This is a genomic window from Amycolatopsis sp. YIM 10 (assembly GCF_009429145.1).
In the GTDB taxonomy this organism is placed as follows: Bacteria; Actinomycetota; Actinomycetes; order Mycobacteriales; family Pseudonocardiaceae; genus Amycolatopsis.
Genome location: NZ_CP045480.1, coordinates 8959125 through 8975938 on the forward strand (window position 1 = coordinate 8959125; position 16814 = coordinate 8975938).

Below are 16814 nucleotides of genomic sequence, written 5' to 3' on the forward strand. Positions count from 1 at the left end.
GGCGCTGTCTCCGGGAAAACGATCTGGACGACTGATGCGCGTCCCGGCATAGTTTGCGCGGGAGGTGGTGGAATGTCACCCGATAGCCTGTCCCGCCGTGAAGTGTTCCTGCGCGGCGGCCTGCTCGCCGCCGGACTGAGCGTGGCCGACCCGCTCGCCGTGGCACTCGCCGAGGAACCCGAAGCGGCAACCGAGATCGACGGCCGTCCTGGGGTGCGGCTGACCGAAGGCACGAACTTCTCCGTGGCGCTGTCCCCCGACGGCACCACGCTGGCGATGGACCTGGTCACCGGCATCTGGCTGCTCCCGGCGGCCGGTGGCGAGGCCAGGCGGCTGACCGACGACCTGCAGGACGCGACCCTGCCGAGCTGGTCACCGGACGGCCGGTCACTGGTGTTCCAGTCCTACCGTGACGGGAACTACCACCTGTATTCGCTGGATGTCGCGGGCGGCAAGCCGCGCCAGCTCACCAGCGGGCAGTACGACCACCGCGAGCCGGTCTTCTCGCCGGACGGCAAGCGGATCGTGCTCAGCAGCGACCGCGGTGGCAGCTACGGGATCTGGCTGCTCGACCCGGCCACCGGGAAACTCGAAGCGCTGACCGACACCGCGGCGGAGGAGAGCGCGCCGCGCTGGTCCCGCGACGGGCAGCGCGTGCTGTTCACCGTGGACGACGCCGCCATCGACGTGATCACCGTGGCCGGTGGCGAGCGCAAGACGCTGCTGACCGCGCCGGCCGGGGGCAAGATCTACGGCCCCGCGTTCGGCCCGGACGACCAGACGCCGGGTTATCTGCTCCTGCGCGGCGCGACCGCCGACCTCATGCTCGGCGACCAGCAGGTGACCAAGGGCGAGGACGTGTTCGGCTTCGCCGCCACGTGGACCGAGTCCGGGGTGCTCTACACCGGCAACGGGCGCATCCGCCGCCGCACCGGGGAGTCCACTGTGGACATCCCGTTCAGCGCGGTAGTGCCGATCGCCCGCCGGGACTACCGCCACCGCGTGCGGGATATCGATTCGCTGGCGCCCCAACCGGTTCGCGGCATCGCCAGCCCGGTGGTCTCGCCGGACGGCAAGACACTCGCCTTCCGCGCGCTGAACGCGCTGTACCTGGCGCCGTCCGATGGTGGCAAACCGCAGCGAATCACCTCGGACCAGTACTTCAGCTCCGACCCCGACTTCTCGCCCGACGGCAAGAAGCTGGTGTACGCCAGCGACCGGCTGGGCACCGCCGACCTCTGGGTGCGCGACCTCGCCTCCGGTGAGGACACCGTGCTCACCGCGCTGCCCGGCGCGCAGGTCGCGCCGCGCTGGTCCCCGGACGGCGGCAAGATCGCCTACACCGACCAGGACGGCGCGCTGTGGACGCTGGACGTGGCCTCGAAGGAGGTGCGGCAGCTGACCCCGGCGCTGTTCATGCCGGGCAGGCCGAGCTGGTCGGGTGACGGCAGCACGATCGCGCTCGCCGCGGTGAAGCCGTTCTCCAAGCGGTTCCGCGAGGGCACCAGCCAGATCCTGACCGTGCCCGCCGGTGGCGGTGAGCTGACCTACACCGAGCCCATGCCGTTCCGCTCGCTTGCCACCCGCGGTGACGACGGCCCGCTGTTCTCCCCGGACGGCAAGCGTCTGGCGTTCACCGTGGAGAGCACCGCGTGGGTGGTCCCGGTCGACGGCAAGGGCGCCTTCCTCGGCGAACCGCGGCAGGTCACCCGCGAGGTCACCGACTCGCTGGCCTGGCTGGACAACGGCACGCTGGTCTACCTGTGCAAGGGCGAGCTGCGCCGGATCGCCGTGGACGGCGGGAAACCGCGCACCATCCGCCTCGACTTCAGCTGGCGGCGCCCGAAACCGGCCGAGCGCACGGTCATCCACGTGGGCGCGCTCTGGGACGGCACCGCCGAGAAGCTGCGTGAGAACGTCGACGTGGTGGTGGAAAACGGGCGGATCAAGGAGATCCGGCCGCACCGGGACGACACCGGCACCGTCGACGTGGACGCGTCCGGGCTGACGGCTATTCCGGGCCTGATCGACGCGCACAACCACTGGCACCTGCGCGGCAGGCACTGGGGCGACCGGCAGGGCAGGCTCTGGCTGTCCTACGGCATCACCACCACGCGCTCCCCCGGCGACCCGGTGTACCAGATGATCGAGACCCGCGAGGCGCTCGAATCGGGCGCCCGGGTGGGGCCGCGGTTCTTCGGCACCGGCGAAGCGATCGACGGTTCACGCGTCTACTACAACTTCATGCGGCCGACACTTTCGCCCGAGCAGTTGAAGCTGGAGATGGACCGGGCGGTCTCGCTGGGTTACGACCTGATCAAAACCTATGTGCGCCTTCCGGTCCGGTTGCAGCGCGAAGCCGTCGAAGCCGCGCACCGGGCGGGCATGCCGCTGTCGTCGCACTACCTGTTCCCGGCCGCGAACCTCGGCATGGACGGGATGGAGCACGTCGGCGCGACCAACCGGCTCGGCTATTCGCACACGATCAGCCGGACCGGGTGGACGTACCAGGACTCGATCGAGTTGTTCGCGCGTTCGGGCATGTCGATAACGCCGACGCTGTTCAACTCCAAGGCCCTCTACGCCGACGACAAGTCGCTCGTGGAGGACGAACGCACCAAGGTCCTGTTCCCGAAGTGGGAGTACGACCGGCTGGTGGCCGACGCCGAGAACGCGGGCAAGCCGGAGAACGCCTACGTGCGCCACGTGCTGGCCGGGAACGTGGACATGGTGCTGCGCGTGCACCGCGCGGGCGGATTTGTCATCAGCGGCACGGACACCCCGCTCGACAGCATCGCGATCTCCCTGCACCAGAACCTGCGCGCGATGGTCGAATTCGGCTTCACCCCGTACGAAGCGCTGGTCACCGCGACGCGGAACCCGGCGCGGCGGCTCGGGCTGACCGGCCGGCTCGGTGAACTGCGGCCGGGGGCGTACGCGGACCTGTCGCTGGTGGAGGGCAATCCGCTGGCGGACATCCGGGCCGCGGCCGCCGTGCGGCAGGTGGTCGTGGGCGGGGTGACGCACCGGGTGGACGACCTGCTGGCGCCGTTCCGGTCACCGGGCACGGCGTCCGTGTCGAACCCGGTGCTGCCGGCCAACACCACGGCCTCGCACTGGTGGCACCGGCCGGAGTGGTCGGAACACGTCTGCTGCGGGATCTAAATCGCAGGTTGCGGCTTGGGTGGGCGGAGTGACTTGCCGACCATCCAAGCCGCGACGATCCCGCCGATGGCACCGCAAAGGTGGCCCTCCCACGAGACACCGGGCTCGCTCGGGAGCACACCCCACAGCGCGTAGCCGTAGAGCAGGAAAACCCCGACGGCGATCAGGATCTGCGGGAGGCTGCGCGCGAACAGGCCGCGCACCAGCAGGAACGTGAGCAGGCCGAAGACCAGCCCGGACGCGCCGGCGTGCACGCCCTCACCGCCGATCAGGAAGGTGCCGACGCCGGCGAAGAGCCAGATGATGGTGAGCACGCCGAAGAACTGACGCAGCCCGCCGGAGGTGGCGAGCAGGCCGAGCACCAGCAGCGGCACCGAGTTCGCGGCGAGGTGGTCCCAGCCGAAGTGCAGCATCGGGGCCCAGATCAGGCCGTCCCACTGCTCGATGGTGCGCGGCCAGATGCCGTCGTCGTCGAAGGGGTGCGCGAGCACGGTGTCGATGCCCTCGATCACCCAGAGCAGGCCGACAAAACCGGTGACCACGATCAGCGAGGCCAGCGGTTTCGGCGGCAGGATCCGCTTGCCGGGCGCGACCGGCGGTTTGGGCGACGGCTCTGGCAGCATGCTTCGACGCTACCTCTCCGGTTCTGTCGGTGGTGGCCGGATAATGGAGGTCATGGACACGGTGGCGTTCGGCAGCCTGGCGACCGAGGTGGGAAAGGTGCTGGTCGCGGTCACTCCGGCCGGTCTGGCGTCGACGGCCTTCGACGACACCCCGGAGCTGCGGGAGGGCATCGCCACGCGGCTCGGCCTGCCGGTGGTGGTGGATCCGGCGCGCGTGGAACCGGTGCTGGCCGAGCTGCGCGAGTACTTCGACGGCACGCGGGAGCGGTTCGACTTCGACGTCGACTGGCGCCTGTACTCGGCGACGCAGCAGCGGGTGCTCGGCACGCTGTACGAGACGGTGCCCTACGGCAAGACGGTCACCTACGGCGAGCTGGCCGAACGCAGCGGCACCGGCGTGCCCGCGCGCGGGATCGGCTCGATCATGGGCAGCAACCCGATCCCGATCGTGGTGCCGTGCCACCGGGTGCTGGCCAGCACCGGCCTCGGCGGCTTCAGCGGCGGTGAGGGCGTCCCGTCGAAACGGCAACTGCTCACCCTGGAGGGCCACCTGCCGCCGGGCCTGTGGTGAACTCCGGCGCGGGTCAGGCGGTGGTGCGGGTGAAGGTCACGTGCGTGACGCCGCTCGGTGAGGACGTGGCCTCGACGTCATAGTCCTTTTCCAGCCCTTCCAACCCGTCCCACAGGCCGACACCGCGGCCGAGCAGGATCGGGACGACCACGACGTGCAGGTGGTCGATGAGCCGGGCTTCGAGGAATTCGCGCACCGTCGTGGGGCCTCCGCCGATGCGGATGTCCTTGCCGCCCGCGGCTTCGCGAGCGACTTCGAGCGCCTCGGCCGGGGACGCGTCGAGGAAGTGGTAGGTGGTGCCACCCTCCATCTCGATCGACGGGCGCGTGTGGTGGGTGAGCACAAAAACCGGCGTGTGGAACGGCGGGTTGGGGCCCCAGGCGCCCTTCCAGTCCGGGTCCTCGTGCCAGCCGGGGTGGCCGAACTTGCCGGCCCCCATGATCTCGGCGCCGATCCCCGGATCGTGCCGCCGGAAGAAGGCGTCGTCGACGCCGCCGCTGCCACCGGCCTGCCATCCACTGGTGGCGAACATCCACTGGTGCAACCGGTCCCCGGCGTGGCCGAAGTGCGCCTCGGCGCTCTGCCCGGCACCGGTGCCGTAGCCGTCGAGGGAAATGGCGAAGTTGTGAACGCCGACGAGTGCCATGGTTCTGCTCCTTCTCAGTTGTAGTACCGGCGGGCGCTCGATGAGATGCGGGAGATGTCGGTTCCGTAGACGTGGATGGAGATCGCCGTCGTGTCGCTCGCGTTGCGCACGCGGTGGATGTCGCCCGGCGGCGCGAAACCGCTGACCTCGCCGGTCCGGTTCTCGCTGCGGCCGATCAGGTTCAGATCCGCGTCGAAGAGTTCCTCGTGCTCGACGCCCTGGATGACACCGAGCACGCACCAGGTGACGTGGTCGTGGATCCGGGTGAACTGCCCGGGTCGCCAGACCAGCGCGACGATCGAGAACGAGCCACCCGGCTCGACGTGCAGGGTGTGGCCGCAGTAGTCGTCGGGCGAGCCGAGGCGCTGCTCGGCGGTCAGCACGTCCGGGGTGGGCAGGTGGGCCCGCAGCTGCTCGGCGACGAGCTGCGCGGTGCCCGCCCAGTCGGCTTGGACGGCGACGGCGGCGCGGACGCCGTCCACCAGTTCGGTCAGTTCGGTGAGGGGGCGGGGAAGTGTCGTGGTCATGCCCATGAGCCTGCTGCCCCACGACTCATACGTCTAATGTCAATGCTCACGCTGACCCATAGATGGAGTCGATACATGCTGGACGTGACCAGACTTCGTGTCATCGACGCGCTCGCGCGGCTCGGCTCGGTGACCGCCGCGGCGAAGGAACTCCACTACACCCAGCCGACGATCAGTCACCACCTCGCGCGGCTCGAAGCCGAGACGGGTGCGCAACTACTGCAACGGGCGGGCCGTGGGATCCGGCTGACTCCCGCCGGTCAGTTGCTGGCCTCACGGGCCGCCGAGATCCTCGGCCGGATCGACGCCGCCGACGCCGAACTCTCCGCGCACGTGGGGTTGAACGCCGGACGCGTGCGGCTGGCCAGTTTCTCGTCGGTGATCGGTTCGCTCGTCCCGCGCGCGGTGGCGGCACTGACCGAACGGCACCCCGGCCTGCAGATCGGCCTGACCGACACACAACCGCCCGAAGCGCTGGAAATGCTGCGCACCGGCAAGATCGACATCGCGATCATCTTCCGCTACGACGACACCGAGCCCGAACCGCCGAACGTGCGCCTGCACCACCTGCTCGACGATCCGCTGCACCTGCTTTCGACCAGCCAGGGGCAAACGCTGTCCAGCCTGCGCGACGCCACCTGGATCGCCGGGTGCCCGCGGTGCCGGGTGCACCTGCTGTCGATGTGCGCGAAAGAGGGTTTCGAACCGCGGATCGGCTACACCTCCGAGGACATGGTCGTCATGCAGGCGCTGGTCGCCGCGGGCCTCGGCGTGACGACCAGCCCCGGCCTGGCGCTGCGCGCCCACCGCGCCGACGGCATCGTGGCGAGTGAACTCCCTGTGCGCCAGCACATCTACGCCGCGACCTACGGCGAGCCGCCCGATCCGCCCGCTACGGCCGCGCTGTTGACGGCGCTCGTGGAAGCCGCCGCCGCCATCACGGCTTAGCGAAGTCGTCGGGCACGATGCGGAGTTTCTCCGCGATGCGGACGAGTGCCTTCTGGTCGGCCGTGTTGAGCGAGTCGAGGACGACGCTCCGCACGGAGCGCAGGTGCGTGGGCGCTGCCTGGTGCACGATGTCGAAGCCCTCGTCAGTGAGTTCGGCGAGGGTGTAACGGCCGTCGGCCGGGTCGGGTGTCCGCACGACCCAGCCTCGCTGCTCAGCGCGTTTGACCACATTGGACAGACGAGAAAGCGACCCGCTGGCAAGGAAAGCGAGTTCCCCCATCCGCAATTTGCGCTGCGGGGCCTCGGAAAGATGACTGAGCACGAGGTACTCGAACAGGGTGAGGCCGTGTTCCTGCCGCAGCGGCGATTCCAGCTTGCCCGGCAGCAGCAGGACGAGGGAGATCAGCCCGGTCCAGGCCGCCTTCTCCGGCTCGTCCAGCCACCGCAGTTCCTCGTCCTCGTGGTCGCCCATGACCTTGCCACCCCTTCGCGATCACTTTGCGCTTGAAGTCATAACCAGCTAGCATGACTTTACGCGTGAACTCATGATCGAGGGAACGCGCCCCTATGAACAGGAAGAGCGAGCATCATGAGCACTGTCACCTTCGGCGTCGTCCCGGGCTTCGGCGAGAAGCTGCACGACGCACTCGGCTACAGCGGGGCCGTCCGCGTCGGCGACCGGGTCGAGATCTCCGGGCAGGCCGGGGTGGACGACGACCTGAACATCCCCGAGTCGCTGGAGGAGGAGATCGTCCTGGCGTTCGACAACGTGGAGCGCACGCTCGCCACGGTCGGCGCGACCTGGAAGGACGTCATCCACGTCAACTCGTACCACAAGGTCGACCCGGGCGAGGATGTCATCGGGGACGACCACAACAAGGTCATGGCCGAGCAGTTCCGCCGTCGCCTCGGCGGCCGCGCGCCGATCTGGACCGAAACCGGCGTCACGGTACTCGGCCTCGCCGACATGCGCGTGGAAATCCGCGTCACCGCCATCGCCGGCTCCGGGAACTGAACCCCGGAAAACATGAAGGTGGCTCCCGAGAATTCTCGGAAGCCACCTTCGTCGGCCCACAATCGGCCCAAAAATAGAGAGAGTCAGGCCCAGAGTTCGCCGTCCAGCCTGGCGGCGGCGTCGTCCAGGGTGCCGCTGTAGGCGCCGGTGGACAGGTACTTCCAACCCGCGTCCGCGACCACGAAGGCGACATCGGCCGGTTCGCCCTTGGCGGCGGCCTTCTCGGCCACGGCCAGGGCCGCGTGCAGCACGGCACCGGTCGAGATCCCCGCGAAGATGCCTTCGTGCTCAAGCAGTTCCCGCGTGCGCCGGAGCGCGTCGTAGGCGCCGACCGAGTAGCGCCCGTTCAGCACGCTCGCGTCGTACAGCTCGGGCACGAAGCCCTCGTCGATGTTCCGCAGCCCGTAGACCAGCTCGCCGTACCGCGGCTCGGCCGCGATGATCTGCACGTCCGGCTTCGCCTCGTGCAGGTACCGGCCGACACCGACCAGGGTGCCGGTGGTGCCGAGCCCGCCGACGAAGTGCGTCACCGTCGGCAGGTCCTTCAGCAGCTCCGGACCCGTTCCCCGGTAGTGCGCGTCGGCGTTCGCCGGGTTGCCGTACTGGTAGAGCATCACCCACTCGGGATTGGCCTTGGCCAGTTCCTTCGCGCGCCGGACCGCCTCGTTCGACCCGCCGGCCGCCGGGGAGAACACGATCCGCGCGCCGTAGGCCTGCAGCAGCTGCTTGCGCTCGGCCGAGGTGTTCTCCGGCATCACGCAGACCAGCCCGTAGCCCTTGAGCTTCGCCGCCATCGCCAGCGCGATACCGGTGTTGCCCGAGGTCGGCTCCAGAATGGTCGACCCGCGGCGCAGCACGCCCTCCCGCTCGGCGGCCTCGATCATCGCCAGCGCGGGCCGGTCCTTGATCGAACCGGTCGGGTTGCGGTCCTCCAGCTTCGCCCACAACCGCACGTCGTGGGTCGGCGAAAGCCGGGGCAGCCCGACCAGCGGGGTGCCGCCGAGCGCGTCGAGCAGCGACTCGTAGCGCGCCATGGCCTAGCGCGCGCCGCCGGCCACCGCGGGCAGGATGGTCAGCGTGTCGCCGTCCTTGACCTCGGCTTCCAGGCCCCCGGCGAAGCGCACGTCCTCATCGTTGACGTAGACGTTGATGAACCGGTGCAGCTTCTCGTCCTTGACCAGGCGCGCCTTGATACCACCGTGGCGGCTCTCCACGTCGTCGATCACCTCGAGCACCGTCTTGCCGCTCGCCTCGACGGACTTCTCGCCGCCGGTGTGCGTGCGCAGGATGGTCGGGATGGACACGTTCACGGCCATGGATCTTTACCTCCGCTAGGGATCTCTCGTAGTGGGCTGACGTTCGGGCGAGGGCGGTTATTCCTCGATCTCGACCGGCTCCTCGGTGATCTCACCGTCGACGATCCGGTACGACCGGAGTTCGTGCACCTCGGGATCCCTGGTGGAGACCAGCACGTAGTGCGCGAACGGCTCGGAGGCGTAGGACACGTCGGTGCGCGAGGGATAGGCCTCGGTGGCGGTGTGCGAGTGGTAGATCACCACGGGCACCTCGTCGTTGGCGTCCATCTCGCGGTAGAGCTTGAGCAGATCACCGGAGTCGAACTCGTAGAACGTCGGCGAGCGTGCCGCGTTCAGCATGGGGATGAACCGCTCGGGGCGGTCCGAGCCGTCATCCGGCCCGGCGATCACCCCGCACGCCTCGTCCGGGTGGTCCCGGCGGGCGTGCGCGACGATCTCGTCGACTAGTTCACGGCGGATCCGAAGCACGATCACATCCTATGTGCTGGACAACCGGCGTCCACCCAGTGAGACAGAGCCCTCGGACGCTTGACCTCAGTCCGGGAAGGCTTCCGGCCACACGTCGCGGTAGGCACGCAGGCCACCGGCCCCGGTGGCGGCCAGCAGGCCGTGCACCATCGCCCTGGCGAACACCCGCGCGGCGGCCGAGCACAGCTGGTCGAGCGCTCCGGCCCGCGACGCGTCGGCGAACGGGCCCTCCACCACGGGCAGCTGACGCGCCCCGGTGGCCAGCGCGAACACGGTGTCGCCGTCGAACATGGTGTGCGCCGGGCGCACGGTCCGCGCGAGCCCGTCCTGCGCGGCGACGGCCAGCCGCCGAGCCTCGGCCTTCGACAACGCCGCATCCGTCGCGACCACGCCGATCGTGGTGTTCAGGTCGGTCGGCGCCGCTTCGACGTCACCCGGCCGGTCCGGCCAGCGCACCCCGAACTCGCCGTCCACCTCGTGGTCCGCCGCGAACGGACGGCCCGTGCGCAGGTCGACGGCCTCACCGGAGGCGTTCACCGCGGCCAGCGCCCCGACCACGAACTCGCCGACGCGCTCGCTCGCCGTGCCGATGCCGCCCTTGAGCGAACCGACCGCCGCCCCGGCGCCCGCGCCGACCGTGCCCTGCGCGAACCAACCCGCCGCGGCGGCCTCGCAGGCCGCGTAGCCGAACGAGGCGTCCGGGCGGTTGCCCCAGTCGCTGCGCGGCAGGTCGAACAGCACCGCGGCGGGCACGATCGGCACCACCTCGTGCGGCTGGGCACCCACCAGGAAGCCCTTCGACCGCTCGCCGAGCCAGCGCATCACGCCGTCGGCCGCGGCCAGCCCGTACGCGCTCCCGCCGGACAGGCAGATCGCGTTGACCCGCTGCACCAGGTTCTCCGGCTCGAGCAGGTTCGTCTCGCGGGTGCCGGGCGCGCCGCCGCGCTGGTCGACCGCGCCGACCGCGCCGTCGGGCACGAGCACCACCGTGGTGCCGGTGGCCCAGCCATCGCCGACCCGCTCGTGGTGCCCGACCAGCACGCCGGGCACATCGGTGAGCGCGTTCATTCGGTCAGCGCCTGGACCAGGCTTTCCTGCACCCAGGTCAGCCAGTGGTAAACCCCGAGGTGCGGCGCGCGCGGATCCTCCGGCGGCAGCTCGTCGGGCATGTCCTCGGTGACGTCGAGCGCGGTGCCCAGCGCCAGGCGCACGTCGTTCAGCGCGGACAGCCAGGCGTCGGCCTGCTCGAAGCTCAGCCGCACCTCACCGCCGTCCGGCGACAGCGTCTCCAGCACCACCGCGGCCACCCCGACCTTCGCGTCCAGCAGCTCCGGCTCGTGCAGCGAGCGCAGCGCGGCGGCGGAATCGAGGTCCTCCTTGGCCGGGGTGTCCGGGTCGAGGCGGTGGAAGTCGGGCAGCAGCCGCGACAGCACCGGATCGCTCGGCGCCTCGCTGGGGCCGGTGCGGATGCCGGTCAGCTCGGCCAGCTCGTCCTGCGGCGCCTCCTCCGACCGGGCGCGCAGCATGTCGTCGACCTGGCTGATCAGCCCACGCAGGACCGCGGCCTCCTGCTGCTCGAAGCCCGCCTGCAAGCGCGCGCCCTTGCGGCGCCACGGCTTCACGACGGGTGCTCCATGGTCGCCCAGAGCCCGGCGGCGTGCAGTTTCGCCACGTCACCCTCCACCTTCTCCTTGCCACCGGAGGAGACGATGGCCTTGCCCTTGTGGTGCACGTCCAGCATCAGCTTGGTGGCGTGGTCGCGGCTGTACCCGAACAGCTTCTGGAAGACGTAGGTCACGTACGACATGAGGTTCACCGGGTCGTTCCAGACCACTGTCTGCCACGGTTTGTCCTCAGCCCCCAGGTCGGCCGCGGACGGCTCCACCATCGGTTCGGCGGCAGGCGTACTCATGGCCTCCATGGTGTCACGTCGCCCACTTCCGGTCCTCCGGCAGGTCAGCCCATAGGCTTGGACCATGGCCTGGACGCGAACCGGCAGCACCGCACTGCTCACCGACCACTACGAGCTGACCATGCTGGGCAGCGCGCTCGCCGACGGCACCGCCGACCGGCCGTGCGTGTTCGAGGTGTTCGCCAGGCGGTTGCCGGACGGCCGCCGGTACGGCGTGGTGGCGGGCACCGCGCGGGTGGTCGACGCGATCGGGGACTTCCGGTTCACCGACGCCGAGATCAGCCAGCTGGAGTCGACCGCGGTGGTGGACGACGCGACGCTGTCCTGGCTGGCCGACTACGAGTTCTCCGGTGACGTCGACGGGTACGCCGAGGGCGAGCTGTACTTCCCCGGCTCCCCGATCCTCACCGTCCGCGGCAGCTTCGGCGAGGCCGTGGTGCTGGAGACGCTGGTGCTGTCCATCCTCAACCACGACAGCGCGATCGCCTCGGCGGCCGCGCGCATGGCCGGCGCCGCGCACGGCAGGCCGATCATCGAGATGGGCGGGCGCCGCACGCACGAGTACGCCGCGGTCGCCGCCGCCAGGGCCGCCTACCTGGCCGGCTTCGCCACCACCTCGAACCTGGAGGCGGGCCGCCGCTACGGCATTCCCACCCGCGGCACCGTCGCGCACGCGTTCATGCTGCTGCACGACAGCGAGGAGCAGGCCTTCCGCGCGCAGGTGGACAAGCTCGGCGCGGACACCACCCTGCTGGTGGACACCTACGACATCACCGCGGGCATCGAGACCGCGGTCCGGGTGGCCGGGCCGGAGCTGGGCGCCATCCGGATCGATTCCGGCGACGTCGGCCCGCTGGCCCGCAAGGCCCGCGACCAGCTCGACGCGCTCGGTGCCAAGGACACCAGGATCGTGGTCTCGGGTGACCTGGACGAGCACGCCATCGCGGCCCTGCGCGCCGAGCCGGTGGACGCGTACGGCGTGGGCACCTCGGTGGTCACCGGTTCCGGCGCGCCGACCGCGGGCATGGTCTACAAGCTGGTCGAGGTGGACGGCCGCCCGGTCGCCAAGCGCAGCACGCACAAGGAGTCGCGCGGCGGCCGCAAGGGCGCGTTCCGGCGGCACAAGCCGACCGGCACGGCGCTGGAGGAGGTCGTCTACCCGGCCGACGGACCGGCGCCCGAGCTGGGCCCCGACGACCGCGAACTGCAGATCCCGCTGGTCCGGGCTGGACAGCAGGTCGAGGACCTGCCCACCCTTGACGACGCGCGGCAACGCCTGCGCAAGGGGCTGGTCAGCCTGCCGTGGGAGGGCCTCAAGCTGTCGCACGGCGAGCCGGCCGTACCCACCGTTTTCCGCTGAAAGGGGCGCCTGCGATGGCGAACGCGTTGATCGTGGTGGACGTGCAGAACGACTTCTGCGAGGGCGGCGCGCTGGGGGTGGCAGGCGGCGCCGACCTGGCGGCGCGGATCTCCGCCTTCCTGCGGGAGAACGCCTACGACCAGGTGGTGGCCACCAGGGACTACCACATCGACCCCGGCGCGCACTTCAGCGACGAGCCGGACTTCGTGCGCTCGTGGCCGCGGCACTGCGAGGCGGGCACCCCCGGCGCCGCCTTCCACCCGGCACTCGACGTCGCGCCGATCTCGGCGGTCTTCTCGAAGGGGCAGTACAGCGACGGGTACTCCGGCTTCGAGGGGACCACCGAAACCGGCGACACCCTGGCGGAATGGCTGCGCGCGCGGGAGGTGGACACCGTCGACGTGGTCGGCATCGCCACCGACCACTGCGTCCGGGCGACCGCGCTGGACGCCGCCGGGGCCGGCTTCACCGTGCGGGTGCTGCTCGGCCTGACCGCGGGCGTCTCGAAGTCCACTGTGGACAAGGCGTTGGCCGAGCTGCGCACGGCGGGCGCGGAACTGACCGGCACCCCGGTGGTCAGCGGCTGACCACCGGGGTCGGTTGATCAGTCCTCGCCGTAGGGGGCGCAGCTGGCCGCGCCGACGACGATCTCGCCTTCGGCCGGGCCGCCCTCCGGGAACAGCTCGATGCGCATCGCGCGCGTGGTCAGGCTGCCGTCCGGCGGCTCCGGCACGACGATCTCGTTGAGCACCACCTTGGCCACCGTCTTGCCCTCGTCCCCCGGGATAAGGACGGTGTGGTTGGCCGGCACGGACGGCGGCACCTCGATTCCGGTGACGTCGCTCAGCTCGACCAGGCCGCTGGCGCCGTTGGTGGTGGTGTCGCAGCGCGCGCTGAACGAGCGGACCTTGATCACCGGGCCGCCGTATTTGCGCAGCACCTTGGTCTCGAACCGCTGCCCGCGCACCATCGACGTGGCGAACCCGGTATCGGCCGCCCGCGAGCACTGCGACTCGGTCTTGCCGAACTTCGTGGTCCCGGCCTCGACCCCGGGTGAATTGGCGGTGTCCTGCACGCCGAGCCTGCACTCGGCGATCGGCCCTTCCCGCACGGTCTGCTCGCCCGCCGTCACGTCGACCGTGCCCGCGGTCGCGGACGCGCTGGCCACCGGTGCCGCCTGCGCCGCACCCGCCGAGACCAGCAGCCCGCCGCACGCGCACGCCGCCGCGACAGCCAGCCGGGTCTTCCTCAACTTCGACACGGGGTCTCCCTCCACCCAAAACGTGAATGTCCCTTCATCGACATCGGCCGGGGAGATCAACAGCCGAACCCCGTCGAGCGCCTACCACCCGGAAGAGTGGACAGTGAGCTACCCGACTTCGGGGGAAATTGCCGGTCCACCGGCGTTAGCCTGCCTCAGAGAGCGCGCCAACAGGGCTTGGCGGCGCCCGCCGTGCCGAGGCGGGCATCCACCGACCCTATTTGCGCACCCTCTTAAAGCTCTTGGCACAACGCTTTCGTGGAGGCCGCCTTGTCGACGCTGACCCTCGCCGCCCGCCGTCCGGTGCTGGCGGATCTCATCCCCGGTGCGCTGGCCCGTGACATCACCCTGGTCGCCGCCGGTGCCGGGCTCACCGGCCTGGCCGCGCAGCTGGTGATCCCGGTGCCGGGCAGCCCGGTGCCGATGACCGGCCAGACCTTCGCCGCCCTGCTCGTCGGCGCGGCGCTGGGCTGGCAGCGCGGTGGCGCCGCGATGCTGCTGTACCTGCTCGTCGGCGCGGCGGGCGTGCCGTGGTTCAACGGCGGCACGTCGGGCATGTTCGGCGCGAGCGCCGGGTACATCCTCGGCTTCGTGCTCGCCGGCGCGCTGGTCGGCGCGCTCGCCGGGCGCGGCGGTGACCGCACCCCGCTGCGCACCGCGGGCACCATGGTGCTCGGCAACCTGGCGATCTACGCGGTCGGTGTGCCGTGGCTGATGGCGTCCGCGTCGATGGACCTCGGCACCGCCTTCGACAAGGGCGTACTGCCGTTCCTGCTCGGCGACGCGCTGAAGATCGTCGTGGCGGCCGGCCTGCTGCCGGTCACCTGGGCGCTGGTGAACCGCTTCCGCCGCCAGAACTGACGGTGGCCCCCGGTACCGTTGCTCCTCGTGCCGAAGTCAGCTGAACTCACCGCCGCACGCAAGGACAGCTTTCCGGGGGTGCTGGAGCTGCTCACGCACGCCGTGGAGTCGGTGGGCGGCGCCGAGCGCGCCGGTCAGGTGGAGATGGCCGACGCGGTCGGCCGCGCCATCCGCACCGGCGAGCACCTCGCCGTGCAGGCGGGCACCGGGACCGGCAAGTCGCTGGCCTACCTGGTGCCCGCGATCCGGCACGCGGTGGAGAAGGGCACCACGGTGGTGGTCTCCACCGCGACCATCGCGCTGCAACGCCAGCTCGTCGACCGTGACCTGCCCCGGCTGGCGAAGGCGCTGAAGAAGCCGCTCGGCCGCGAGCCGACCTTCGCCATTCTCAAGGGCCGCCGCAACTACCTCTGCCTGCACCGGCTCGACACCGGCGCCCCGGAGGAGCCGGAGGACCAGGGCCTGTTCGACCCGTTCGCCGTCTCGCGCATGGGCAAGGAGGTCAAGCGGCTGCACGAGTGGTCGTCGGACACCGAGACCGGCGACCGGGACGAGCTGGTGCCCGGTGTCTCCGACCAGGCGTGGCGGCAGGTGTCGGTGTCCGCGCGCGAATGCCTCGGTGTGTCGCGCTGCCCGATCGGCACCGACTGCTTCGCCGAGCGCGCGCGGGGTGAGGCCGGGCGCGCGGACGTGGTGGTCACCAACCACGCACTGCTCGCCATCGACGCGCTGCAGGGTTACCAGGTGCTGCCCGAGCACGATCTGGTGATCATCGACGAGGCACACGAACTGGTCGACCGGGTCACCTCGGTGGCCACCGCGGAGCTGACCAGCGCGATGGTCTCCACCGCCGGGCGCCGCTGCGGGAAGCTGATCGACGCCGACGTCGCCGACCGGTTGATGGAGGCCAGCGACGGGCTGGCGCTGGTGCTCGACGACCTGCCGTCCGGCCGGATGGACTCGCTGCCGCAGGCGCTCAAGGGCGCGCTGCCCGCGGTCCGCGACGCCGCGCACACCTGCCTGTCCTCGCTCGGTTCCGACCGCAAGGACGACGGCGCCGACGAGGCCACCGCCCGCAAGCTCGCGCGCACCCTGCTGGAGGAGATCCACGACACCGCGGTCCGGCTGCTGGAGGCGTTCGACGAGGACCAGGCGCACCGGCCGGACGTGGTGTGGCTCAGCGGTGACCCGTACTCGTCGAACCCGCGCCCGCCCGCGCTGCACGTGGCCCCGCTGAGCGTGGCCGGGCTGCTGCGCGAACGGGTCTTCGGCGCCACCACCACGGTGCTCACCTCGGCCACGCTGGCGCTCGGCGGCACCTTCGACACGCTGGCCAGGCAGTGGGGGCTGCCGCCGTCGCAGGCGGCCGAGCGGAAGTCCGATCCCGGCACGGCCACCGAGAAGGCGGCGCCGTCGGACAAGCAGACCATTCGCTGGACCGGGCTGGACGTCGGCTCGCCGTTCGACCACCGCAAGAACGGCATTCTCTACATGGCCAAGCACCTGCCGACGCCCGGCCGGGACGGGCTCGCCGAGCGCACGCTGGACGAGATCGCCGAGCTGATCGACGCGGCGGGCGGGCGCACGCTCGGCTTGTTCTCCTCGATGCGCGCGGCGAAGCAGGCGACCGAGGAGCTGCGGGACCGGATCAAGCACCCGATCCTCTGCCAGGGCGACGATTCGACCTCGCTGCTGGTGCGCAAGTTCAGCGAGGACCCGCGGACCTGCCTGTTCGGCACGCTGTCGCTGTGGCAGGGCGTGGACGTGCCCGGGCCGTCCCTGCAACTGGTGCTGGTGGACCGGCTGCCCTTCCCCCGGCCGGACGACCCGGTGTCCTCGGCGCGGCAGCGCGCGGTGGAGGCTCGTGGCGGCAACGGTTTCCTCACCGTCGCCGCCACGCACGCGGCGCTGCTGCTGGCGCAGGGCGTCGGGCGGCTGCACCGGTCGACCAGCGACCGGGGCGTGGTGGCGATCCTCGACTCGCGGCTGGCGAACGCGCGGTACGGCGGTTTCCTGCGGGCTTCGCTGCCGCCGTTCTGGCCGACCACGGACCCGGAGGTGGCCAGGGCCGCGCTGCGCAGGCTCGATGCGGCCGCCCCCGCCTGAGCCCTCGTACTCCGCCGCAGTACCGTAAACGGAAC

At 70.8% G+C, this 16814-nt stretch carries 19 protein-coding genes; 8 read left to right on the forward strand and 11 right to left on the reverse strand.

Annotated features, from left to right (window positions below):
* Positions 1-72 precede the first annotated feature (72 nt).
* Entirely contained in the window at positions 73-3165 is a 3093-nt protein-coding gene (locus tag YIM_RS41460; RefSeq protein WP_194239916.1) for an amidohydrolase family protein, read from the forward strand.
* Here the strand turns inward: YIM_RS41460 and YIM_RS41465 are convergent.
* Positions 3162-3788, reverse strand: a complete 627-nt coding sequence (locus YIM_RS41465) for a rhomboid family intramembrane serine protease (RefSeq protein ID WP_153035563.1) — start codon at positions 3786-3788, stop codon at positions 3162-3164. The two genes, YIM_RS41460 and YIM_RS41465, sit on opposite strands and share 4 nt — an antisense overlap.
* Before the next feature lie 52 nt (positions 3789-3840).
* On the opposite strand from YIM_RS41465, the gene YIM_RS41470 reads away from it, so the two are divergent.
* Positions 3841-4359, forward strand: a complete 519-nt coding sequence (locus tag YIM_RS41470; protein ID WP_228004346.1) for a methylated-DNA--[protein]-cysteine S-methyltransferase — start codon at positions 3841-3843, stop codon at positions 4357-4359.
* Positions 4360-4372: 13 nt separating this feature from the next.
* On the opposite strand, the gene YIM_RS41475 is transcribed toward YIM_RS41470, so the two are convergent.
* Positions 4373-5005, reverse strand: a complete 633-nt coding sequence (locus YIM_RS41475) for a dihydrofolate reductase family protein (protein ID WP_153035565.1) — start codon at positions 5003-5005, stop codon at positions 4373-4375.
* A 14-nt stretch (positions 5006-5019) separates the two neighbouring features.
* On the reverse strand, positions 5020-5532 hold the full coding sequence (locus tag YIM_RS41480) for a cysteine dioxygenase family protein (RefSeq protein ID WP_153035566.1): 513 nt from the start codon (positions 5530-5532) through the stop codon (positions 5020-5022).
* A 75-nt stretch (positions 5533-5607) separates the two neighbouring features.
* On the opposite strand from YIM_RS41480, the gene YIM_RS41485 reads away from it, so the two are divergent.
* Entirely contained in the window at positions 5608-6480 is an 873-nt protein-coding gene (locus YIM_RS41485) for a LysR family transcriptional regulator (protein WP_153035567.1), read from the forward strand.
* Here the strand turns inward: YIM_RS41485 and YIM_RS41490 are convergent.
* Positions 6470-6952, reverse strand: a complete 483-nt coding sequence (locus YIM_RS41490) for a MarR family winged helix-turn-helix transcriptional regulator (RefSeq protein ID WP_153035568.1) — start codon at positions 6950-6952, stop codon at positions 6470-6472. The two genes, YIM_RS41485 and YIM_RS41490, sit on opposite strands and share 11 nt — an antisense overlap.
* A 117-nt stretch (positions 6953-7069) precedes the next feature.
* Between YIM_RS41490 and YIM_RS41495 the strand changes: the two genes are divergently transcribed.
* Positions 7070-7495: a Rid family hydrolase gene (locus YIM_RS41495; protein ID WP_153035569.1), complete on the forward strand. Its 426-nt coding sequence runs from the start codon at positions 7070-7072 to the stop codon at positions 7493-7495.
* Positions 7496-7578: 83 nt separating this feature from the next.
* On the opposite strand, the gene YIM_RS41500 is transcribed toward YIM_RS41495, so the two are convergent.
* From YIM_RS41500 to clpS, 6 genes are all read right to left on the reverse strand, one after another.
* Positions 7579-8529, reverse strand: a complete 951-nt coding sequence (locus YIM_RS41500; RefSeq protein WP_153035570.1) for a PLP-dependent cysteine synthase family protein — start codon at positions 8527-8529, stop codon at positions 7579-7581.
* A 3-nt stretch (positions 8530-8532) separates the two neighbouring features.
* On the reverse strand, positions 8533-8811 hold the full coding sequence (locus tag YIM_RS41505) for a MoaD/ThiS family protein (protein ID WP_153035571.1): 279 nt from the start codon (positions 8809-8811) through the stop codon (positions 8533-8535).
* Between the two features lie 57 nt (positions 8812-8868).
* Entirely contained in the window at positions 8869-9279 is a 411-nt protein-coding gene (locus YIM_RS41510; protein ID WP_153035572.1) for a Mov34/MPN/PAD-1 family protein, read from the reverse strand.
* A 66-nt stretch (positions 9280-9345) separates the two neighbouring features.
* On the reverse strand, positions 9346-10347 hold the full coding sequence (locus YIM_RS41515) for a P1 family peptidase (protein ID WP_153035573.1): 1002 nt from the start codon (positions 10345-10347) through the stop codon (positions 9346-9348).
* Positions 10344-10901: a DUF2017 domain-containing protein gene (locus tag YIM_RS41520; protein ID WP_153035574.1), complete on the reverse strand. Its 558-nt coding sequence runs from the start codon at positions 10899-10901 to the stop codon at positions 10344-10346. The genes YIM_RS41515 and YIM_RS41520 overlap by 4 nt, the downstream gene beginning before the upstream one ends.
* Positions 10898-11191 (reverse strand): ATP-dependent Clp protease adapter ClpS, encoded by a 294-nt coding sequence (gene clpS, locus YIM_RS41525; RefSeq protein ID WP_153035575.1) that lies wholly within the window; start codon positions 11189-11191, stop codon positions 10898-10900. The genes YIM_RS41520 and clpS overlap by 4 nt, the downstream gene beginning before the upstream one ends.
* A 64-nt stretch (positions 11192-11255) precedes the next feature.
* Here clpS and YIM_RS41530 point away from each other — a divergent pair, with 64 nt between their 5' ends.
* A complete protein-coding gene (locus YIM_RS41530; protein WP_153035576.1) occupies positions 11256-12551 on the forward strand; it encodes a nicotinate phosphoribosyltransferase in 1296 nt (431 codons plus the stop codon).
* Positions 12552-12565: 14 nt separating this feature from the next.
* Entirely contained in the window at positions 12566-13138 is a 573-nt protein-coding gene (locus tag YIM_RS41535; RefSeq protein ID WP_153035577.1) for an isochorismatase family protein, read from the forward strand.
* 17 nt (positions 13139-13155) lie between these two features.
* On the opposite strand, the gene YIM_RS41540 is transcribed toward YIM_RS41535, so the two are convergent.
* Positions 13156-13812: a choice-of-anchor P family protein gene (locus YIM_RS41540; protein WP_228004347.1), complete on the reverse strand. Its 657-nt coding sequence runs from the start codon at positions 13810-13812 to the stop codon at positions 13156-13158.
* Positions 13813-14082: 270 nt separating this feature from the next.
* Between YIM_RS41540 and YIM_RS41545 the strand changes: the two genes are divergently transcribed.
* Together YIM_RS41545 and YIM_RS41550 are read left to right on the forward strand one after the other, a co-directional pair.
* Positions 14083-14673, forward strand: coding sequence for a biotin transporter BioY (locus tag YIM_RS41545; protein ID WP_153035578.1), 591 nt, complete (start codon positions 14083-14085; stop codon positions 14671-14673).
* Positions 14674-14700: 27 nt separating this feature from the next.
* Complete coding sequence (locus YIM_RS41550; protein WP_153035579.1) at positions 14701-16779, forward strand: ATP-dependent DNA helicase; 2079 nt, start codon at positions 14701-14703, stop codon at positions 16777-16779.
* Positions 16780-16814: the final 35 nt, after the last annotated feature.